We start from the raw sequence: 19,851 nt of genomic DNA, 5'->3' as shown, positions 1-19,851 counted from the left end.
CTTCGCCCGCATGCGCGCCATGGTGGTCCCGAAGTTCGGCGGTCCCGACGTCCTCGAGCTCCGCGACGTCCCGAGGCCCACGCCCGGCCCCGGCGAGCTCCTCGTCCGCGTCATCGCCTCGGGCACGAACCCGGTCGACGCGAAGATCCGGCACTCCGGGACCTGGGCGCAGCTCGAGCTCCCCGCCGTGATCGGCTACGACGCGTCGGGCGTGGTCGAGGCGGTCGGCCCGGGTGTCACGCGCTTCCGCGAGGGCGACGAGGTGTTCTACACCCCGGAGATCTTCGGCAACCCGCACGGTACGTACGCCGAGTACGCCGTCGTGCAGGCGGCGATCGCCGCGCGGAAGCCGCCGCGGCTCACGCACGCCGAGGCGGCGGCGATCCCGCTCGCGGGCGGGACCGCGTACGAGGCGCTCGTGCGGCGCCTCGCGGTGCAGGTCGGCGAGACCGTGCTCATCCACGGCGGCGCGGGCGGCGTCGGCTCGTTCGCGGTCCAGATCGCCAAGGCGGCCGGGGCGCGCGTCATCGCGACCGCCGGCCCGGACAACCAGGAGACGCTGCGCGCGCTCGGCGCGGACGTCTGCGTGGACTACCGCGGCGAGAGCGTCGTGAAGGCCGCGCTCCGCGAGACGGGGGGGCAGGGGGTGGACGCGGTGCTCACCACCGTGGGAGGCGCCACGGTGCCCGGGTCGACCGAGGCGACGCGCCCGTTCGGCCGGATCGCCACGATCCTCGGCTGCGACGGCGACCTCACCTCGCTCTATCTCAAGAACCAGACGCTCCACGGCGTGTTCCTCACGCGCGAGGGGCGGCGGCTCGAGGAGCTCGCGCGTCTCGTGGAGCAGGGGAAGCTCCGGCCGCTCGTGGACGCGGTGCTCCCGCTCGAGGCGGCGGCCGAGGCCCACCGCCGGCTCGAGTCCGGGCACGGGCGCGGCAAGCTCGTCCTCGCCATCGGACGGTGACGCGGCGTGGCGGCGGCGCCGGGCCCGGTTATCGGTTCTGGCATGACGTCGGTCCGCTTCCAGCCCACGCTGTTCGACTCGGCCGCGCCGTCGTTCGACCGCTCGTTCGGCGGCGTGCGCCGCATCGAGCTCGACGCGGAGTCCTGGATCGACGTCGCGCCGGGGTGGGTCTCCGGCTCGGACGCGCTGTTCGAGGAGCTCCTCCGCACGCGCCGCTGGGGCCGGCGCAAGCGCAGGCTGTACGACCGCGAGGTGGAGGAGCCCCGGCTCACGGCGCCTTGGAGCGCCGCGTCCGGAGTGCCGCTCGAGCCGGCGATCGTGGACGAGATGCGACGGGCGCTCTCGCGCCGGTACGGCGTCGAGCTCGACTCCGCCGGGTTCAACCTCTACCGCGACGGCGCGGATGGGGTGGCCTGGCACGGCGACCGGATCGAGAAGCGCGTCGCGGAGCCGATCGTCGCGCTGGTGTCGCTCGGGGAGCCGCGTCGGTTCCTCCTGCGCCGGAAGGGCGCCGGACGGCCCCTGGCGTTCGCGCTCGGCCGCGGCGACCTGCTCGTCACCGGCGGCCGGACGCAGCGAACGTGGCAGCACTCCGTCCCCAAGGTCGCGCGGGCGGGGCCGCGGATCAGCATCGCCTTCCGCCACGGCCTCGATCCGCGCGGCTACGGGGTCGAGGTGGAGGACGGCGAGGGCGAGGCGCCGGACCGGGAGCCCGGCGGGCCCGCTCGCTGACGCATCACCTCCGACCGGGGGCGCCGGCGGCGCGCGCACGCGCGCACGCCCGTTCGGCGGGGCCCCCCGGGAACGCGCGGTTCTCCTTCACGCTCCTGCGCGAGGGGCGCACATTCTAGCGGCCCCTCCCGTGGCGAGGGGCCCCCCGCGAAGGAGCGCCCGATGGACGTCCTCACGCTCTCGCGCGTGCAGTTCGCGCTGACGATCATGTTTCACTATCTGTTCCCGCCGCTCACCATCGGGCTCGCGGCGGTGATCGCGGTGCTGCTCTGGAAGTACCTGCGGACCAAGGATCCCGTCTATCACTCGGCCGCCCACTTCTGGACCGGGCTCTTCGCGGCGAACTTCGCCATCGGCGTCGCGACCGGCGTCGTCATGGAGTTCCAGTTCGGCACGAACTGGTCGCGCTACTCGGTCTTCGTGGGCGACATCTTCGGCTCGGCGCTCGCGGCGGAGGGCATCTTCGCGTTCTTCCTGGAGTCGGGCTTCCTCGCCGTGCTGGTCTTCGGCTGGGACCGGGTGTCGCCGCGGATGCACTTCGTGTCGGCGGTGCTGGTCGCGCTCGGCTCGGTCTTCTCGGCGGTCTGGATCATCGTCGCGAACAGCTGGCAGCAGACGCCCGCCGGGTTCCGGGTCGTCGGCGAGGGCGCGGCGCGCCGCGCCGAGATCACCGGGTTCTGGGACGCGGTCCTGAACCCGTCGACGATAGGCCGGCTCCTGCACACCCTCAACGGCGCCTACGTGCTCGGCGCGTTCTTCGTGCTCAGCATCTCGGCCTTCTACCTCCTGCGCGGGAGGCACGAGGAGTTCGCGCGGCGGAGCTTCTCGGTCGCCCTCTCGTTCGGGGCGATCTTCTCCGTGCTCCTCCTCGTCACGGGCGACCAGAGCGCGCGCATCGTCGCCGAGCACCAGCCGCCGAAGCTCGCCGCCATGGAGGGACACTTCGAGGACGGCCCGGCGGACCTCCACGTGTTCGGCGTGCCGAGGCCCGAGGAGGGCCGGGTCGCGCTCGGCGTCGCCATCCCCGGCGGTCTCTCGCTGCTCGTGCACCGCGACCCCCACGCCTCCATCCCGGGGCTCGCGTCGGTGCCGCCCGACGCGCGCCCGCCGGTCGCCGTGCCGTTCTACGCCTTCCACCTGATGGTCGCGCTCGGCACGGCGTTCATCGCGCTCACGCTCCTCGGCCTGTGGCTCCGCCGGAGGGGGACGCTCTTCCGCACGCGCTGGCTCCTGTGGATCTTCGTCTTCGCGGTGCTCGGGACGTACGCCTCGAACCAGCTCGGCTGGATCGTCGCGGAGGTGGGGCGGCAGCCCTGGACGGTGTGGAACCTGCTCCGCACCGAGCACTCGTTCTCGCTGTCCGTGACGGACGGCCAGGTGCTCCAGTCCCTCGCGCTGTTCGGGCTCGTCTACGCGGGCCTGTTCCTCGTCTGGGTCTACGTCATGAACGCGAAGATCCAGGCCGGGCCGCCGCCGGCGGTCCCGCCCCATGGTCCGACCAGGGGCAAGGAGCTCGTGGACGTCGCGGCCACCTACGAGGAGCCGGGGCGCTCCCACCTCGCAGGCGAGGGGAGGCGGTGATGGACCTGCAGGTGCTCTGGTTCGTCCTCCTCGGCGTGCTGCTCGCGGGCTACGCGGTGCTCGACGGGTTCGACCTCGGCGTCGGCACGCTCTACCTCCTCGCGCGGCGAGACGAGCAGCGCCGCGTGATGCTGAACGCGATCGGGCCGGTCTGGGACGGGAACGAGGTCTGGCTCGTCACGTTCGGCGGCGCGCTCTTCGCCGCGTTCCCGCGGGCGTACGCGACGGCGTTCAGCGCGCTCTACACGCCGCTCATGCTGCTCATCCTCGCGCTCATCTTCCGGGCCGTGGCGATCGAGTTCCGCAGCCGCCGCCCGTCGCGGGCCTGGCGCAACACCTGGGACGTCGCCTTCTTCGCCGCGAGCGCGCTCTCGCCCATCCTGTTCGGCGCCGCGGTCGGTAACGTCATGATGGGGCTGCCGGTGCGCGCCGACGGCGAGGCGCAGGTGGCGCTCTCCGGGCTCCTCTCGCCGTACGCGCTCCTCGTCGGCGTCTTCGCGCTCTCGCTCTTCGCGCTGCACGGGGCGGTGTGGCTCCTCATCAAGACCGAGGGGGAGCTACACGAGGAGGTGCGCCGCTGGGCCTGGAGCGCCGCCGGCGTGTTCTCGGTGCTCTACCTGCTCACGACGATCTTCACGCTCGTGGCCATCCCGCGCGCGACGGCGAACTTCGCCCACCTGCCGTGGGCGTGGGGCATCGTCGTCCTGAACGTCCTCGCGGCGGGGAACGTCCCGCGCGCCGTGTTCCTGCGCCGCTACTTCCAGGCGTTCGCCTCCTCCGCCCTGACGGTCGCCGGGCTCGTGGTGCTGTTCGGGCTCGCCCAGTGGCCGAACCTCGTCACCTCGAGCCTCGATCCCGCCCTGTCGATCACGATCCGGAACGGCTCCTCCACCGGCCCGACCTTGCGCAACATGGCGATCATCGCCGCCATGGGGATGCCGTTCGTGCTCGGCTACACCGGCCTCATCTACTGGGTGTTCCGCGGGAAGATCCGCGAGGGGGAGCACCGCGGCGGGCACGGGTACTGATCCGTCCGGACGCGCCTTCAGCGGAACCGTGCCGCGGCCGCGGAGAGCCCCTCCCGCTCGCACCAGCCCGCGAAGCGCCGTGGCAGGGCCTCGTCGCTGCCGGTCTGCACCGCCTGCGCGACGAGGTGCTCGGCCTGGGCGAGGTCCCCGGAGAGGCAGTGCAGGAACGCGAGCCGGACCGTCTCGCGCTCCGAGGCCGGCTCACCGAGGCCCGTCTCCGCGAGCACCGAGACCTCGTCCCAGCGCTGCGCCCGGCCCGCCGCGAGGGCGCGCCACCAGCGGAGCTCGGCCGCGAGCGCGGGCGGCGGGCTCGCCCCGGCGTCCCGCTCGAGGCGGGCGGCGTCGGCCGGGGAGGGCGACCAGAGGGGATCCTGGGCGAGGAGCGCGGCGAGGGGCGGGAGGTCGTGCACGGCGCGAGGTTAACGCGCTCGCGAGCGCGCCGCTCCCGTGGCGCAGCGCGCAACGCTTTCGCTTGACGCGACCGCGTCGCTTCCTGGATTTCTTCGCTCCGTCTCGCGTGGGGTCGGAAGGCCGCAAAGTGGCTCCGGGTCCGGCGCGAGTTCATAAAATGCCCCAGCCTTCCGAACCGCGCCCACCGGAGACCCCCGTGCAAGACATCGAAAAGCGCAACCTCATCGCCCAGTGGGCCTTCGACACCCGGCCGGTGCTCCTGCGCTTCCACCTCTGGCTGGAGGACGTCGAGGTCGAGCGCTACCAGGCCGATCCGGTGTCGGCCCACAGCTTCACGCCCCGCGGGATCGCCCGCTGCCTCGCCATGACCTCGGCGGCGACCGCGCTCGGCACGAAGCTCTTCGGCGACTACGGCGCCGGCGCGGGCAAGGACAAGGCGGCCTACAACCAGGTGAAGAAGAACGCCGACGCCATCAGCGCCTACGTGATGAGCGAGGGCCTCTGGACCACCACGCGCACGCTCCCCGAGAACCACGCCATCATGGTCTCCCTCGGCGAGGGGCTCATGCCCAAGGCCGGCGAGACGCCGGAGATGGGCGCGAACCCGCTGCTCGGCTTCGGCCGCGTCTACGCCCGGCCCGAGGTGGCGCGCATCGTGGACCGCCGCGTGCGCCGGCTGCTCAACGAGCCGGGTCACACCTTCGAGCAGTTCTACGGCTGGCTCCAGGACCGCGGCATCACGGTGTGGGGCGCCGCGGTGGACACGCTCGAGAACACCTCCCGCTTCGCCGAGGGGAAGCCGTCCGGCCCGATGGCGGTGTTCCACCTGTTCGACTCGCCGCTCACCGTGTCGCGGCCGTACGAGTCGTACATGGGCTGCCTCACGCTGCCGCGGAAGGTCGCCGCCGCGGCGGAGCGCGACTCGGTCCTGCTCGACTACCGCACGCCCCGCAAGCAGGTGATGGAGGCCATCGAGGCGACCTACCCCGGCATCCGGCGTGAGAACGTCCACGTCTGGACGCTGCGCGGGAAGAGCCGCGTGGGCCGGCTCGGGAAGCTCTGGGAGGAGTGGAAGGCGCTCGGCGCCCACCTCGTGGAGGACGGGTGGAAGGCGCCGTCCGGCCTCGAGGTCTTCACCGACTCCGGCACCTACGCGCCGACCTTCCTCGTGGGGAGCTGGGCGGACGGCGCGGGCGCGACGCACGTCTTCCTCTGCGACGGCTACGCCGCCACCGCCGAGGCCATGCAGGCCGCGAGCCTCTCGTCCGTGCTCGACGTGGACACGACCATGGCCACGTTCTCGCCGGCGTTCACGCTGCCCTGCGACGCCGAGGGCAAGCTCATGCAGCTCGACCCGCGGGCCGCCGACTTCGCGCGCCGGCTCGGCGAGCTGTTCGGCGGGAGGGTGCTCGAGGCGGGGGAGGTGAAGTCCTACGCCGAGGCCATCGAGGAGGCGGAGGCCGCCGCGATGCCGCTCAAGCAGCGCGTCATCCGGGCCGACGACTTCCTGCCCGAGAAGAAGTGGGGCGTCCTCGCGAGCCTCGGCTACATGTGCGACGACCCGTACTCCGGCGCGCCCGGCGTCACCCAGGTGCGCGAGGGCGTCTACAAGGTGACGACCCGGCTCGCCACCCGGCAGGCCTCCGCGAAGATGACCTTCACCTTCCGGCTCATGGAGTCGTTCGACGAGACGCGGCTCATCTTCAGCCCGCTCCTCTCGCGCTTCCTCTCCGGCGTGGATCCCGCGAGCCGCGCGGTGAAGATCTCCGACTCCGGCCGCATCCGGAACGAGCTGCAGACGATGCTCTCCCAGGCGCTCGAGCACGACGGCGAGAGGATCCGCGTGCACCTCGACCGGGTGGACGAGCGGGTCATGCCGCGGGAGAAGCAGGCCGCCATCCGCCGGGTGCTGGAGTGGTACAAGACGAACCACCCGGTGTGGTTCTCCTGGCTCGAGCTCGGCTGACCGGCTCGCCCGCGCGCTCCACGGGGCCCGGCCGCCGGCAGGCGCGCCGGGCTCGCCGTCCGAGGGAGGCAACCCACCTCGCGCCGCCCGCGCGCCGCGGGCGCGGCCATGATCGCGCCGTCCGCCCGCGGAGGCAGCGATGGAGCTCTCGTCCGTCCGAATCGAGAAGCCCGACGACGTGAACGTGATCGTCGGCCAGGCGCACTTCATCAAGACGGTGGAGGACCTGCACGAGGTGCTCGCCGGCTCCTCGCCGCACCTCAAGTTCGGGCTCGCGTTCTGCGAGTCGTCCGGCCCGCGCCTCGTCCGCCGCTCCGGCAACGACCCGGCGCTCGTGGCGCTCGCGGTGAGGAACGCGGAGGCGATCGGCGCCGGTCACTCCTTCGTGGTGTTCCTGCGCGAGGGCTTCCCCGTGAACGTGCTCAACGCGGTCAAGCTCGTGCCGGAGGTGTGCACGATCTTCTGCGCGACGGCGAACCCGGTCGAGGTGGTGGTCGCCGGCACCGACGCCGGGCGAGGGATCCTCGGCGTGGTGGACGGCGGCGCGCCGGCGGGCGTGGAGAGCGACGCGGACGTCGCCGAGCGCAAGGGGCTCCTCCGGCGGTTCGGCTACAAGCTGTGAAGCGCGGCGGCCGAGGCGGCGCTCGGCCGGACCGCCGTTGACGCGCCGCAGGGGCCCCGTCCGGCGCGTGCCGCCTCCGGCGCCGCCGTTAGGGCCCTCTCCGTACGTCACCCATCGTGTGACGGAGGGAGGCGGGCATGGCGAGCGATGGAAGGCGCGGCCTGACGCGCAGGGAGATCCTCAAGGCGGCGGGCGTCGGCGCGCTCGCGGCGGCGGCGGGAGCTCCGCGGCGCGCACGCGCGCAGCAGAAGACGCTCAAGATCGTGCAGTGGAGCCACTTCGTCCCCGGCTACGACAAGTGGTTCGACGGGGTGTTCTGCAAGCAGTGGGGCGCGAAGCACGGCACGCAGGTGGTGGTCGATCACATCGCCATCGGCGAGATCAACGCGCGCGCAGCGGCGGAGGTCTCGGCGCAGCGCGGCCACGACCTCTTCATGTTCCTCTCGCCGCCCGCGGCCTACGAGAAGCAGGTCATCGACCACACCGAGATCTACCAGTCGGTGGAGAAGAAGTGGGGCAAGCCGATCGACCTCGGCCACAAGTCCACCTTCAACCCGAAGACGAAGAAGTACTTCGCCTTCTCCGACAGCTACGTCCCGGACCCCGGCAACTACCGCCAGGACCTCTGGTCGCAGGTGGGCTTCCCGAAGGGCCCCGACACCTGGGACGACCTGCGCAAGGGCGGCAAGGCCATCAAGGACAAGTTCGGGAACCCGGTGGGCATCGGGCTGTCGCAGGAGCTCGACACCAACATGGCCGTGCGTGCGGTCATGTGGTCGTTCGGCGCGTCCGAGCAGGACGCCGAGGGGCGCGTCGTCATCAACTCCCCCCAGACCATCGAGGCGCTCAAGTACATGCGCGCGCTCTACAAGGAGGCCGAGACGGGCGAGATTTTCACCTGGGATCCCTCGTCCAACAACCGCGGCATCCTCGCCGGAAAGCTCTCCTTCGTCGCGAACGCCATCTCCGTCACGCGCACCGCGGAGAAGGAGAACCCGGAGATGTCGAAGAAGATCCAGATCGTCCCCGCGCTCAAGGGGCCGGTGCGCCGCATGGCCGCCGAGCACGTGATGGACTGCTACGCGATCTGGCGGTTCGCCGAGAACCCGGAGGGCGCGAAGCAGTTCCTCGTCGACTACATCGACGCGTTCGCGGAGGCCTTCAAGGCGAGCGAGTTCTACAACTTCCCGTGCTTCCCGAAGACAGTGCCCGACCTGAAGCAGCAGATCGCGAACGACCCCAAGGGCTCGCCGCCGGACAAGTACGCCGTGCTCGGCAACGTGCTGGAGTGGGCGACGAACGTCGGGTACCCCGGCTACGCCACCGCCGCGGTGGACGAGGCGTTCAACACCTTCGTGCTCCCGACCATGTTCGCGAAGGTCGCGCGCGACGAGCTCTCGCCCGAGGACTCGGCGAAGGCCGCGGAGAAGGAGCTGAAGCGGATCTGGGACAAGTGGAAGACCGCCTGAGGCGCAGGGACCCGGCGAGCGCGGGTAGCACCCCGTCGTGAACGTGGAAGACCGCCTCTAGCGGCGGCCGGAGATGAGGCGAGCGAAGCGAGCCCGCCGGGGCGGGGCCCCGGGGGGGGGGGAGGTCCCGGGGCTGGCGGGGGGGGGCCCCGCCGTTGGTGTGCGGGGGGGGGCGGGGGCGGCAGCCCCCGTGAGATCGGAGGGCCCGGTGGCGGTGGTCGAGACGCGCAGGCTCACGAAGGTGTTCAAGAAGGCCGAGGAAGGCGCCGTCAACGACGTCGACCTCGTCACCCGCGACGGAGAGTTCCTCGTCTTCCTCGGCCCCTCCGGCTCGGGCAAGTCGACGCTCCTCCGGATGATCGCCGGGCTCGAGGAGCCCACGCGCGGCGACGTGCTCATCGGCGGCGACGTGGTCACCGACCTGCCGCCGCGGGCGCGCGGCATCGCCATGGTGTTCCAGAGCTACGCGCTCTACCCGCACCTCTCGGTCGAGCAGAACATCGGCTTCCCGCTCAAGGCGCACGGCGTGCCGAAGCCGAAGCGCCGCGAGCGGGTCGAGTGGGCCGCGGGCCTGCTCGGCATCGGCCACCTCCTCGGCCGGAAGCCGCGCGAGCTCTCCGGCGGCGAGCGGCAGCGGGTGGCGCTCGCGCGCGCGCTCGTGCGAGAGCCGACGGTGTTCCTGCTCGACGAGCCGCTCTCGAACCTCGACGCGAAGCTGCGCGCGTCCGCGCGCGAGGAGCTCACCTCCTTCCACAAGCGCGTGCGCACCACGACCATCTACGTCACGCACGACCAGGTCGAGGCGATGGCGATGGGGGACCGGATCGTGGTGCTGAACAAGGGCATCGTCCGGCAGATCGGGACGCCGCACGAGGTCTACGACGAGCCCGCCGACACCTTCGTCGCGACGTTCCTCGGCTCGCCGCCGATGAACCTGGTCGAGGACACCGACTTCATCGCCGGGTTCCGGCCCGAGAGCGTCGTCCCCGCGGCGATGGTCCGCGGCCCCAGCGCGCCGATCCGCCTCCGGATCCGGCTCGTCGAGTTCCTCGGCTCGGAGCGGGTCCTGCACGGCGTCATCGACGGCGGCCGCTTCGACGGCCGGAAGGTCGTCTCGCGCGTCGCCACCGCCGCCAGCGGAGGCCTCGGGGAGGGGGAGGCTCACGACTTCGCGGTCCCGGCGAGCGAGGTGAAGTTCTTCGACCGGGCGACCGGCAAGCGCGCCGCCCCGCGGGAGCTGTCGTGGCGGTGACGGGGGCCGCGCTCGAGCGGGAGGCGCCCCGCCGGCGCCGCCGGGTGAGCGGCGCGACCCGGCTCGGCGTCGCCCTCTTCTCGCCCGCGCTCGTGTACATCCTGGCGCTCCTCGGGCTGCCGCTCGTGCTCGCCTTCCTCTACAGCGTCGGCGACGTGACGGTGGGGTCGGTGGGCTACGAGTTCGTCGGCCTCGAGAACTTCCGGAGCGTGGTCGAGAGCCCGAGCTTCCGGCGGGCGCTCGTGAACTCGTTCGTGTTCACGATCGCCTCGCAGGTGATCGTCATCGTCTGCGCGAACGCGCTCGCCCTCGCGCTGCGGGAGCGGTTCCGCGGGCGCGGGCTCGTCCGGTTCCTCATCCTGCTGCCCTGGGTCGCGCCGATCAGCCTGGGCGCCATCGGCTGGAAGTGGATCCTGGACTCGATCTACTCGGTCGTGAACTGGGTCCTCGCGAAGATGCACCTCGTGAACCTCTTCGACCCGCCGATGTGGCTCGGTCGGCCGGCGCTCGCGATGGCGTCGGTCATCGCGGTGCACTCGTGGCGGATGATCCCGTTCTCGACGGTGATCCTGCTCGCCGGGCTCACCTCGATCCCGAAGGAGCTCCCGGAGGCGGCGGCCGTGGACGGCGCCGGCTTCTGGCGGACGCACTTCGAGATCACGCTCCCGATGATGCGCCCGATCATCAACGTGGCCCTCCTCTTCGGCGTGGTCTTCACCTTCACCGACATGACGGTCGTCTACATCCTCACCCGGGGCGGGCCGTACGACTCGACGCAGGTCCTGCCCTCGCTCGCGTTCCAGACCGGCGTGCTCGGCTCCGACCTGGCGGAGGGCGCGGCGATCTCGATGTTCCTCGTCCCCATCCTCGTGGCGGTCGCCGCGCTCATGCTGCGCGTGGCCCACCGCGCGGAGGTGGTGTAGCGATGGCGGGCCCTCGGAGATCGCCGCTCACGCGCCTCGGGCGCTGGCTCATCGTGATCGGGTTCGCGGTGCTGCTCGCGTTCCCGTTCTACTGGATGGCGATCACGACGTTCAAGCAGACGAGCGACCTGTACAACGTCGAGCACGACCCGTTCGTCTTCAACGCGGCGCCCACGCTCGATCACCTGCGGCTCCTCTTCGGCGAGACGCTCTTCCTGCGCTGGTTCTGGAACACCACCGTGGCCGGCGCGGCGGTCGTGGCGATCACGCTCGTGCTGGCGGTCCCCGCCGCCTGGGCGCTCGCGCGGCTCACCGGCCAGTGGGGGCAGCAGCTCGGGATCGGGATCTTCCTCACCTACCTCGTCCCGCCGACGCTGCTCTTCATCCCCATGTCGCGCGTGGTCTCCTGGCTCGGGCTGCAGGACACGCTCTGGGCGATCATCGTCACCTACCCGACCTTCACCGTCCCGTTCTCGATCTGGCTGCTCATGGGCTTCTTCAAGGCGATCCCGCGCGACCTCGAGGACGCGGCGCTCGTGGACGGGCTCACGCGCTTCGGCGCGTTCGTGAAGCTCGTCATCCCCATCTCGGTGTCCGGGATCCTCACGGTGGTCATCTTCTCCTTCACCCTCGTGACCCAGGAGTTCGTCTACGCCCTCACGTTCATCTCCTCGGCGGAGCACCAGACGGTCGGCGTGGGCGTGCCCATCTACCTCGTGCGCGGCGACGTCTACTACTGGGGCTCGCTCATGGCGGCCTGCCTGATCACGAGCCTGCCGATCGCCGTCGTCTACAACCTGTTCCTCGATCGCTTCATCGCCGGCTTCACCGTCGGCGCGGTGAAGTGAGGAGGCTGGAGGTCGAAGGTCATGGCCCCGAACGTCTCGTCGTCTCCCGGCCGCGCGGGCCCCGAGCCCGCTCCGCTCCCGCTCCTCGTCGACGGCGCGGCGCGCCCGGCGGCGGCCACCGAGACCGCGCCCGTGCTCGAGCCGGCGACCGGCCGCACCGTCGCGCGGGTCCCCCTCTGCGGCCCGGCCGACGTGGACGCCGCGGTGCGCGCCGCGGCGGCCGCGTTCCCGGGCTGGCGCACGATCCCGGTCCCGGACCGCGTCCAGGTGCTCTTCCGCTACAAGGCGCTCCTCGAGCGCGAGCAGGACTCGCTCGCCGCCTCGGTCTCGCGGGAGAACGGCAAGCTCCTCCCGGACGCCCGCGCCGAGGTCCGGCGCGGGATCGAGGTCGTGGACTTCGCCTGCGGCATGCCGACGCTCGCGCAGGGGCGGACGGTGGAGGGGATCGCCCGCGGCATGGACTCGCACACCTGGCGCGTCCCGGTGGGCGTCGTGGCGGGGATCTGCCCCTTCAACTTCCCGGCGATGATCCCGCTCTGGATGTTCCCCATCGCCGTCGCGGCGGGGAACACGTTCGTCCTGAAGCCTTCGGAGCGGACGCCCTCGACCGGGCTCCGGCTGGCCGAGCTCTTCCAGGAGGCGGGGCTCCCGCCCGGCGTGATGAACGTCGTGCACGGCGGCCGCGACGCCGTGGACGCGCTGCTCGACCACCCGCTCGTGCGGGCGGTGTCGTTCGTGGGATCGGAGGGGGTCGCTCGCCACGTCTACGCGCGGGCGGCGGCGAGCGGCAAGCGCGTCCAGGCGATGGCGGGAGCGAAGAACCACCTCCTCGTGCTGCCTGACGCGGACCTCGACCTGACCGTCTCGGCCGTGATGGGCTCCGCGTTCGGCGCCGCGGGCCAGCGCTGCCTCGCCGGGAGCGTGCTCGTGCCGGTGGGCGGCGCGGCGGAGCCGCTCCTCGAGCGGCTCGCCTCCGAGGCGCGGGCGACGCGCGTCGGCGATCCCTTCGCCTCCGACTCGGCGATGGGCCCGGTGATCCGCGAGGACAGCCGCGCCCGCGTGCGCCGCTACATCGAGGCCGGGCTCGCCGAGGGGGCCGCGCTCGTCGTGGACGGGCGCGAGGCGACCGCCGGCGGAAACGGGTTCTTCATCGGCCCCACCATCCTCGATCGCGTCGCGGCGGACTCGACGCTCGCCCGGGACGAGATCTTCGGGCCCCTGCTCGCGACCGTGCGGGCCGGGAGCGTGGAGGAGGCGGTCGCCCTCGCGAACCGCTCCCGCTACGGCAACGCCGCGAGCATCTTCACCACGAGCGGCAAGGCGGCGGCGTACTTCCGGCGCAACGTCGAGGCCGGGATGATCGGCGTGAACGTGGGCGTGGCCGCGCCGATGGCGTTCTTCCCCTTCGCCGGATGGAAGAGCTCGTTCTTCGGTGACCTGCACGCGACCGGCGAGGACGCGGTCCGCTTCTACACGGAGACGCGAGTGGTGATGGAGCGCTGGGCCTGAACGACAGTTCGCGGCGTAGCCCCCGGGCGCCCAGGGGGGCGCGCCCGGGAGGCGTCACCATGAGGCTGCTCGCGTTCGCCGCGTCGCTGCGGAAGGAGTCCTTGAACCACCAGCTCGTCGCGCTCGCATGCGAGATCGCGCGGCGCGAGGGGGCGGACGTGGATCTCGCCCGCTTCTCGGAGTTCGAGATGCCGCTCTACGACGGTGATCTCGACCGGACGAGCGGCCTCCCCGCGGGGGCGCTCGAGCTGAAGCGCCGGGTCGAGGCCGCGCAGGCGCTCCTCATCGCGGCGCCCGAGTACAACTACTCGATCGCCGGGCCGCTCAAGAACGCGATCGACTGGGTGTCCCGGGCCCGCCCGATGCCCTGGCGCGGCAGGAGCGTGTACCTCCTCTCGGCGTCGCCCTCGCCGATGGGCGGGATCCGCGGCCTGTGGCAGACCCGCATCCCGCTCGAGGGGTGCGGCGCGCTCGTCTTCCCCGACATGTTCGCGCTCGCCCACGCGGGCGAGGCGTTCGACGCCGACGGCCGGCTCCGGGACGCCGGGCTCGCGGGGCGGCTCGAGCGCGAGATCGCGGGGTTCGTCCGGCTCGCGGAGACGCTCGCGCCGATCTGCAGCGTCGCCGCGACGCGCGAGACGAAGGCGCGTCAGGAGAAGATCGTCCCCGCCCTCGAGGACGAGTCGCACATCCAGCCGCCGGCGCGCTGAGCGCGTCGAGGGCGACGCTACGAGCCGGCCGGCTCGCCGTCGCGGAGCACGGCCGCGAAGGACGCCGCGCGCGGGCCGCGCAGCGGGACGTCGAGCGGGTCGACCCGGCCCGACGGATCCCCGCACACGGGGCAGTCCTGCCGCGGCGCCGGGGTGAGCCACACGCTCTGGTAGGCGTGCTGCCCCGGGGTGTCTCCGAACACCTGCGGGTAGAACCAGTAGCCGGGGACGGTGGAGGTCGTGAGGTAAGGCGTCCCGTCGGAGAGCGCGGTCTCCGCGAGCGCGGCGAGCGGCGCGCCGCTCCCGGCGAGGAGCAGCGAGAGGCCGAGCTTCGCCGCGGCGCTCGCCACGTGGTGCACGTCCGGCCCGATCGCGAGCTCGCCGCGGAGCCGCGCCGTGCCGTAGTCGATCTCGCGCGCGCCGCCGCCTTCCCGTGCGAGCGCGCCGCGCGTGCGCGTCGCGCACAGGTAGCAGGGTGTCCGGCCGGGGACCGTCATCACCACCTCGCCGCCCTGCGCCCCCGCGTACAGGCCCACGAAGAGCGCGGGCCGCCCGCGCGCGTATGCGAACCGGTCGAGCAGGCGCTGGCCGGCGGGATCGTCGGTGGCCGCGACGACCAGGTCGGCCGCCCGGACCAGCGCGTCGAGCGGGGCAGGCCCGAGCGCGTCGAGCGCGGCGGCGTGGAGCGAGAGGCCGACCGCGGGCTGGACGGCGAGGAGACGCCGGGCGAGCGCCTCGACCTTGGCCCGGCCGAGATCGCCGACCTCGTACCCGGTGCGCGAGAGGTTCGGCGCCTCCACCGACTCGGGATCCACGAGCGCGAACGCGCCGACGCCGCTCCGCGCGAGCGCCTCGGCGAGGTACGACCCCACCGACCCGCAGCCGGCGACGAGGACCGTCCGCTCGCGCAGCGCCGCCGAGACGAGCCCCGCGCTGCGCGCGAAGAGCGCGTCCCGGAGCCGCGCCGCCCCCTCCGCGGGGTCGCCGCGCGTGAGGAGCCGTCCCCACCCCGCGAGCCGCGCGCGCTCGCGGTCGGCGGTGAGCGCCGGTCCGCCGCGCGGCCCGAAGGCGGCGCGGTACGGGCCGGGCGGCAGGAGGATCGTGCGCACCGCCGCGGCGAGCCGGTCCTCCTCGGCGAGGGCGAGCGACCAGCCGAGCTCGAGCTGCTCGGTCTCGCCCTCAGCGTTCGTGGCGAGCACGAGCGGCGGCAGCGCCGGGTAGCCGTCCCCGACGACCACGAGGAGCTCGAGCCCGCCCGCGAGCAGCCGGGCCGCGGGGAGCGCCGCGTCGCCCGCGGCCGCCACGTCCACCAGCCCGACGCCGCCCACCTCCCCCCCGATCGCGCGGGCGAGCCGCTCTGCGTCGCGCAGGAGCGGCACCACGGTCACCTGCAGCGGGCGGACGGCAGCGTGGTCCTCGCCAGCGCGCCAGGCCCCGAAGAAGGAGACCTTGCTGCCGGGCGGGGAGAGCGCGAGCTCGTGGGGCGCCAGGCGACTTCCGGGATCGCAGCGCGTGACGATCGGGGCGAGGTACGTCGCGAGGTGCCCGTTCCGGCGCAGCCCCTCCGCGAGCTCCGCCGCGTCCTGCGCGGACGGCGCGTCGAGGAGGGGAGGGTGGGAGTGGACGATGCCCTTCAGCTCGAGCCCGTCCTCGCGCTCGAGCGCCTTCACGCGCGCGTCGAGCGCGCGCGAGGGGCGGTAGCTCGCCTCGGTGGCCGCCCCCTCCGGATCGGGGACGAGCTGCGTGACGAGGGACACGCCTCGGGGGCCGACGAGCGCCCCGCCGCGCTCCGCGGGGTGCACCGCGAGCTCCTCCCCGATGGCGCGGAGCACCGCGTCGAGGACGCGCACGTGGATCAGCGCAGTGGGGCGGCGAAGACGGCCGGGTGGATCTCGGAGAGCGACTGGCCCTCGTCGCCGCGCGGGACCCGATCCCCGATCACGATGCGGCCCGCAGGATCGACGAACACCCGGCGTCGCCGCTCGCGCGGCGGCGTGTCGGCAGTGCGGCGATCGTCGAGGAACAGCTCGCGTAGGTCTGCGACGGTGGCATCGGACATGGCGTCTCCTCCGAGGGTCAGAACGGGAACTTCCCCGTGCGCTGGAACTCGCTGAAGCCGTTCGCCCACAGCACGCTCTTCGCGTAGGCGGCCTCGAGCGTGGGCATGCCGCCGGCCGGGTCCGCGGAGAGGCAGATCCGTCCGTGCGGGAACAGGTGGCAGGCGTGCGGGTCATGGCCGGAGACGTCGGGGCTCGCGACGGTGACCTGGTAGACGGCGCCGTCGAACCACAGGAAGAGCTGGAACGGATCGCCCGCCACCGTCGTCACCGGGAAGAGCCAGCCCCGAACGCCGTCCACCACCACGGACCGCGTCGCCGCGGGGAGGCTCTGCTCGACCATCGCGCGTTCTCGCAGCGCGTCACGAACCGGACCCGCAAGCCAGTCGCCGCCGAACAGCTGCTTCATGCTCCCGCTCCCCGGGCACGGTGCTCCAGATCGAACCCTAGTGGCGCCGGGTCCGTGCGGCAGCGCGCACCGGTGGGAGGGTTCACCCGCATGGCGGTGAAGGCGGCAACGAAATCCGGGTGAAGAGCTCCGCGCCCCGGCTGAAAAGTCCGTGATCCCGACCGGTTCGGCGGCTGGCGAGAACCTTGCTCTTCACATCGGTCATGAGCGAGCTCATCGAAACGGGCGCCCCTCCTCGGAAGGACCTCCTGAAGCACCTCATCCTTCAGCTCCACGACGGCGTGGCGCCGGAGGCGGTGCAGCGGCAGCTCCAGCGCCTGCTCGGTCAGGTGCCGTACGGGCTCGTGGTGGAGGTGGAGCAGGAGCTCATCGCCGAGGGGTTGCGGCCCGAGGAGATGACGCGGCTCTGCCACCTTCACTCGGCGGCGCTGCAGGGCGGCATCGATCTCTCCGGCGCCCGCACGCCGCCGCCGGGCCACCCCGCGCGCGTGCTCTCCGAGGAGAACGCGGCGCTCGCGAAGCAGGCCCACGCGCTCGAGCACGTCGCCGAGGCGCTCGAGACGGCCGTCAACGGGGACGCCGTGGGCGTGCACCTCCTGCAAGCGCGCGTGCGCGTGAACGCGCTCACGGACGTCGAGAAGCACTATCAGCGCAAGGAGCACCTCCTCTTCCCGTTCCTGGAGCGGCACGGCATCACCGGTCCGCCCCAGGTCATGTGGGGCAAGCACGACGAGACGCGCGCGCTGCTGCGCGGCGCGCTCGCGGCGCTCGCCTCGGCCGGCGAGGACCCCGTCACGGCTCGCGCGATCGCGGGCGGCGCGCTGCGCCCGCTCGCGCGCGCCATCCGCGACCTCGTGGACAAGGAGGAGAACATCCTCCTGCCCATGTCGCTCGACGTCCTCGAGGAGCGCGAGTGGTGGGAGATCGCGCGCCAGAGCGACGAGCTCGGCTACTGCCTCGTGGAGCCCGAGGCGCGCTGGCGCCCGGCGTCCGCCGAGGGGGACGACGCGCCGGCGCCGGGCGCGCGCGTGAGGCTGCCCACCGGGAGCCTCCTCCCCGCCGAGCTCGAGGCGATCCTCGGCGCGCTGCCGCTCGACGCGACGTTCGTGGACGCCGAGGATCGCGTCCGCTGGTTCAGCCACGGCAAGGACCGGGTCTTCTCGCGCAGCCGCGCCGTCATCGGCCGCAACGTCCAGTTCTGCCACCCGCCCGCGTCGGTGGGGACGGTGGAGGAGATCCTCGCCAGCTTCCGCGCCGGCACGCAGGATCGCGCCGCCTTCTGGCAGCTCCACGGGCGCTTCGTCCACATCGAGTACCGCGCGCTGCGGGACGACGCCGGCGCGTATCTGGGCTGCCTGGAGGTGACCCAGGACCTCACCGAGAAGCGGGCGCTGAAGGGCGAGCAGCGGCTCCTGTCGTGGTCCGGCGCTCGCGCCGCCGCGGAGGCCGCGCGGCCCGTCGAGGCCTGCCCCGCGCACGCGGAGGCCGGCCGATCCCCGGCGCCGGAGCCGGCGCACGCCCACGTCCACGCCCCGGCCGCGCACGCGGAGCCGCGCCCGGCGTGGCTCGACGGCGCGTCCGTCTCCCGGCGGCTCGACGCGCGGCCGATGCTCGCGTCCGGCGCTCACCCGGTGCAGGAGATCATGCAGGAGCTCGCCGTGCTGGCGCCCGGCGACGTCTTCGAGCTCGTGACGCCCTTCGTGCCCGGTCCGCTGCTCGAGCGGGCGCGCGCCGTCGGGTGCGTGGCTCACTCGGAGCCGGGCGGAGCCGGCGTCGTGCGCACGTTCTTCACGCGCGCCGCGGGGTGAACGTCCCCGTGTGATCGCTCAGCGCGTCCGCTCGAGGCCGCGCGCCGTCTGCCGGACCTCGTCGCCCACGCGGAAGTCGTAGGGCTGGTCGTAGACGAACGTGTCCGTCCCGCCGTCGTCGAACCGGACGAAGACCTCGTAGGTCCGCCGCTCGGCGCCGCCCTGGCTCGCGGCGGCGCCGACCACCGCACCGCCGACGGCGCCCGCGACCGCGCCGGCGCCGCTCCCGTGGTGGTGCGCGTAGCCCCAGCGGTCGTAGTAGGTGTGGCCGCCCACGGCGCTGCCGAGGATCCCGCCGATGATCGCGCCGGCGACGGCGCCTGCGCCGGGGTTCCCCTGCTGCCGCTCCACGGTCTCGCGGATGGAGGCGACGTAGCCGACGCGCTCCCACTGCTGGGAGGACCCCTCGCCCCAGGTCGTGGAGGTGGTGGACGTCGTCACGCAGGCGGTCGAGAGGAGGGCGGTCAGGGTGGCGAGCGAGGCGAGGCGGCCGGGTCTCATGGAAGCACCTCCGAGCAGTCGTCCGGGGAAGAGGGTGCCGGGCGAGCTCTCATCGGTGCACGGCGCGGACCAGCGCCGACCTCGGCGCGAAGCGCAGGGCGATCAACGAGTTACGCGCGTGCGTCGGCGGGCGGGCGCGTGAACGCGCCGCACACCTGGCGCGGCGACACCCCGGTAGGTGCTCCTCTCACCCCCGCTGCACCCTCGAAGGACGCTCGTCGTCCTCCACGCCGGCGTCCTTCCGCCTGCGCGCGCGCCGATCGAGGAAGTCCGCCGCGAGCCAGCAGGCGACCGCCCAGCTCGCGCCGACGGTCCAGCCGGCGAGGACGTCGGAAGGCCAGTGCACGCCGAGGTACACGCGGCTCACGCCGGCGAGCCCGGTGAAGAGGAGCGCCCACCCGAGGACGAACGCCTTCTGCCGCCGCCGCGGGAGCACGCGCGCGACGAGCGCGCCGAGCGTCAGGTAGGCGATCGCCGAGAGCATGGAGTGGCCGCTGGGGAAGCTCGACGTGTAGACCCACGTGCCGTGGGGCACGAGCTCCGGGCGGGGCCGGTCGAAGCCGCGCTTCAGCGCGAACGAGAGGATCGCCCCGCCCACCACGGCGACGGCGAGCAGGGCCGCGGAGCGGCGACGCCCGGCGAGCCACAGCGTGGCGGCCACCGCGGTCGTGACGAGGCTGATGATCGGGACGCCGCCGAGGGCGGTGAGGTCCCGCCCGGTCTCCTCGACCCACTTCGGGCCGAGGGGATCCGCGGGGTCCCCGGGCTTGCGCATCGCGAGGAGGATCTTCTCGTCGATCGCGCGGGTCTCGTCCTCCCGCACCGCCTCCGCGATCTCGACGAAGGTGAGGACGCCGCCGGCGAGCGCCGCGACGAGGAGGAGCGTGACGAGCTCGCGCGCCCTGAGCCAGCGGTGGACGTTCGCCGCCGCCGCGCCGAGCCGCTCGTGCCACCGGGCGCCGCGCTCCATCTCGCAGAGTGTATCGCCCGCCCGTCGCGGGCGCCGTCCGCGGGAGGGTCGTCGCCCTGGGAGCGGGAAAGGCGAACGCCGGCGGCGGCCG

19 protein-coding genes are annotated in these 19,851 nt (G+C 73.2%); 13 read left to right on the top strand and 6 right to left on the bottom strand.

The window, feature by feature from the left end; genetic code table 11:
• Window positions 1–10: 10 nt before the first annotated feature.
• From MLV88_RS01335 to cydB, 4 genes are all read left to right on the top strand, one after another.
• Window positions 11–964, top strand: a complete 954-nt coding sequence (locus MLV88_RS01335; RefSeq protein ID WP_242371745.1) for a zinc-dependent alcohol dehydrogenase family protein — start codon at window positions 11–13, stop codon at window positions 962–964.
• A gap of 42 nt (window positions 965–1,006) precedes the next feature.
• Window positions 1,007–1,696 (top strand): alpha-ketoglutarate-dependent dioxygenase AlkB, encoded by a 690-nt coding sequence (locus MLV88_RS01330; RefSeq protein WP_242360041.1) that lies wholly within the window; start codon window positions 1,007–1,009, stop codon window positions 1,694–1,696.
• 162 nt (window positions 1,697–1,858) lie between these two features.
• Window positions 1,859–3,277, top strand: coding sequence for a cytochrome ubiquinol oxidase subunit I (locus MLV88_RS01325; protein WP_243336621.1), 1,419 nt, complete (start codon window positions 1,859–1,861; stop codon window positions 3,275–3,277).
• Complete coding sequence (cydB, locus tag MLV88_RS01320; RefSeq protein WP_242355924.1) at window positions 3,277–4,305, top strand: cytochrome d ubiquinol oxidase subunit II; 1,029 nt, start codon at window positions 3,277–3,279, stop codon at window positions 4,303–4,305. Before MLV88_RS01325 ends, cydB begins: the two co-directional genes overlap by 1 nt.
• 17 nt (window positions 4,306–4,322) lie before the next feature.
• Here cydB and MLV88_RS01315 read toward each other — a convergent pair whose 3' ends face one another.
• A complete protein-coding gene (locus MLV88_RS01315; protein WP_242355923.1) occupies window positions 4,323–4,715 on the bottom strand; it encodes a hypothetical protein in 393 nt (130 codons plus the stop codon).
• Window positions 4,716–4,912: 197 nt separating this feature from the next.
• Between MLV88_RS01315 and MLV88_RS01310 the strand changes: the two genes are divergently transcribed.
• The 8 genes from MLV88_RS01310 to MLV88_RS01275 all read left to right on the top strand — a co-directional run bounded on the left by MLV88_RS01310 (window position 4,913) and on the right by MLV88_RS01275 (window position 14,015).
• Complete coding sequence (locus tag MLV88_RS01310; RefSeq protein ID WP_242355921.1) at window positions 4,913–6,682, top strand: hypothetical protein; 1,770 nt, start codon at window positions 4,913–4,915, stop codon at window positions 6,680–6,682.
• A gap of 139 nt (window positions 6,683–6,821) precedes the next feature.
• Complete coding sequence (locus MLV88_RS01305) at window positions 6,822–7,304, top strand: adenosine-specific kinase (protein WP_242355919.1); 483 nt, start codon at window positions 6,822–6,824, stop codon at window positions 7,302–7,304.
• 137 nt (window positions 7,305–7,441) lie between these two features.
• Window positions 7,442–8,773 (top strand): ABC transporter substrate-binding protein, encoded by a 1,332-nt coding sequence (locus MLV88_RS01300; protein WP_242355917.1) that lies wholly within the window; start codon window positions 7,442–7,444, stop codon window positions 8,771–8,773.
• A gap of 208 nt (window positions 8,774–8,981) precedes the next feature.
• The gene (locus MLV88_RS01295) at window positions 8,982–10,025 is read left to right on the top strand and encodes an ABC transporter ATP-binding protein (protein ID WP_308197066.1); all 1,044 of its coding nucleotides are present in this window, start codon (window positions 8,982–8,984) and stop codon (window positions 10,023–10,025) included.
• Window positions 10,016–10,948, top strand: coding sequence for a carbohydrate ABC transporter permease (locus MLV88_RS01290; protein ID WP_242355915.1), 933 nt, complete (start codon window positions 10,016–10,018; stop codon window positions 10,946–10,948). The genes MLV88_RS01295 and MLV88_RS01290 overlap by 10 nt, the downstream gene beginning before the upstream one ends.
• A gap of 2 nt (window positions 10,949–10,950) precedes the next feature.
• Complete coding sequence (locus MLV88_RS01285; protein WP_242340787.1) at window positions 10,951–11,796, top strand: carbohydrate ABC transporter permease; 846 nt, start codon at window positions 10,951–10,953, stop codon at window positions 11,794–11,796.
• A gap of 21 nt (window positions 11,797–11,817) precedes the next feature.
• On the top strand, window positions 11,818–13,305 hold the full coding sequence (locus tag MLV88_RS01280; RefSeq protein WP_242360042.1) for a CoA-acylating methylmalonate-semialdehyde dehydrogenase: 1,488 nt from the start codon (window positions 11,818–11,820) through the stop codon (window positions 13,303–13,305).
• 59 nt (window positions 13,306–13,364) lie between these two features.
• Complete coding sequence (locus MLV88_RS01275; protein WP_242355911.1) at window positions 13,365–14,015, top strand: NADPH-dependent FMN reductase; 651 nt, start codon at window positions 13,365–13,367, stop codon at window positions 14,013–14,015.
• A 17-nt stretch (window positions 14,016–14,032) separates the two neighbouring features.
• Here the strand turns inward: MLV88_RS01275 and MLV88_RS01270 are convergent, their stop codons facing one another.
• The 3 genes from MLV88_RS01270 to MLV88_RS01260 are packed head-to-tail and all read right to left on the bottom strand — an operon-like array spanning window position 14,033 to window position 16,415.
• Entirely contained in the window at window positions 14,033–15,865 is a 1,833-nt protein-coding gene (locus tag MLV88_RS01270; RefSeq protein WP_242355909.1) for a ThiF family adenylyltransferase, read from the bottom strand.
• A 5-nt stretch (window positions 15,866–15,870) separates the two neighbouring features.
• Complete coding sequence (locus MLV88_RS01265) at window positions 15,871–16,074, bottom strand: hypothetical protein (RefSeq protein WP_242340791.1); 204 nt, start codon at window positions 16,072–16,074, stop codon at window positions 15,871–15,873.
• Between the two features lie 17 nt (window positions 16,075–16,091).
• Entirely contained in the window at window positions 16,092–16,415 is a 324-nt protein-coding gene (locus MLV88_RS01260) for a hypothetical protein (protein WP_242340792.1), read from the bottom strand.
• 269 nt (window positions 16,416–16,684) lie between these two features.
• Between MLV88_RS01260 and MLV88_RS01255 the strand changes: the two genes are divergently transcribed.
• Complete coding sequence (locus MLV88_RS01255) at window positions 16,685–18,289, top strand: DUF438 domain-containing protein (protein WP_242340793.1); 1,605 nt, start codon at window positions 16,685–16,687, stop codon at window positions 18,287–18,289.
• An 18-nt stretch (window positions 18,290–18,307) separates the two neighbouring features.
• Here the strand turns inward: MLV88_RS01255 and MLV88_RS01250 are convergent, their stop codons facing one another.
• On the bottom strand, window positions 18,308–18,790 hold the full coding sequence (locus MLV88_RS01250) for a hypothetical protein (RefSeq protein ID WP_242340794.1): 483 nt from the start codon (window positions 18,788–18,790) through the stop codon (window positions 18,308–18,310).
• Between the two features lie 187 nt (window positions 18,791–18,977).
• On the bottom strand, window positions 18,978–19,760 hold the full coding sequence (locus MLV88_RS01245; protein WP_242340795.1) for a phosphatase PAP2 family protein: 783 nt from the start codon (window positions 19,758–19,760) through the stop codon (window positions 18,978–18,980).
• Window positions 19,761–19,851: the final 91 nt, after the last annotated feature.

This window comes from Anaeromyxobacter soli, assembly GCF_022808855.1.
Taxonomy (GTDB): domain Bacteria; phylum Myxococcota; class Myxococcia; order Myxococcales; family Anaeromyxobacteraceae; genus Anaeromyxobacter; species Anaeromyxobacter soli.
This window is presented reverse-complemented; position numbering and strand designations above follow the sequence as displayed.

What these genes read in the sequence shown, in the direction of transcription:
- MLV88_RS01305 (WP_242355919.1), top strand. Translation starts at nt 6,822, where the DNA reads ATGGAGCTCTCGTCCGTCCGAATCGAGAAGCCCGACGACGTGAACGTG.
- MLV88_RS01265 (WP_242340791.1), bottom strand. Translation starts at nt 16,074, where the DNA reads ATGTCCGATGCCACCGTCGCAGACCTACGCGAGCTGTTCCTCGACGAT.
- MLV88_RS01245 (WP_242340795.1), bottom strand. Translation starts at nt 19,760, where the DNA reads ATGGAGCGCGGCGCCCGGTGGCACGAGCGGCTCGGCGCGGCGGCGGCG.
- MLV88_RS01285 (WP_242340787.1), top strand. Translation starts at nt 10,951, where the DNA reads ATGGCGGGCCCTCGGAGATCGCCGCTCACGCGCCTCGGGCGCTGGCTC.
- MLV88_RS01280 (WP_242360042.1), top strand. Translation starts at nt 11,818, where the DNA reads ATGGCCCCGAACGTCTCGTCGTCTCCCGGCCGCGCGGGCCCCGAGCCC.
- MLV88_RS01260 (WP_242340792.1), bottom strand. Translation starts at nt 16,415, where the DNA reads ATGGTCGAGCAGAGCCTCCCCGCGGCGACGCGGTCCGTGGTGGTGGAC.
- MLV88_RS01250 (WP_242340794.1), bottom strand. Translation starts at nt 18,790, where the DNA reads ATGAGACCCGGCCGCCTCGCCTCGCTCGCCACCCTGACCGCCCTCCTC.
- MLV88_RS01300 (WP_242355917.1), top strand. Translation starts at nt 7,442, where the DNA reads ATGGCGAGCGATGGAAGGCGCGGCCTGACGCGCAGGGAGATCCTCAAG.
- MLV88_RS01335 (WP_242371745.1), top strand. Translation starts at nt 11, where the DNA reads ATGCGCGCCATGGTGGTCCCGAAGTTCGGCGGTCCCGACGTCCTCGAG.
- MLV88_RS01330 (WP_242360041.1), top strand. Translation starts at nt 1,007, where the DNA reads ATGACGTCGGTCCGCTTCCAGCCCACGCTGTTCGACTCGGCCGCGCCG.
- MLV88_RS01325 (WP_243336621.1), top strand. Translation starts at nt 1,859, where the DNA reads ATGGACGTCCTCACGCTCTCGCGCGTGCAGTTCGCGCTGACGATCATG.
- MLV88_RS01255 (WP_242340793.1), top strand. Translation starts at nt 16,685, where the DNA reads ATGAGCGAGCTCATCGAAACGGGCGCCCCTCCTCGGAAGGACCTCCTG.
- cydB (WP_242355924.1), top strand. Translation starts at nt 3,277, where the DNA reads ATGGACCTGCAGGTGCTCTGGTTCGTCCTCCTCGGCGTGCTGCTCGCG.
- MLV88_RS01275 (WP_242355911.1), top strand. Translation starts at nt 13,365, where the DNA reads ATGAGGCTGCTCGCGTTCGCCGCGTCGCTGCGGAAGGAGTCCTTGAAC.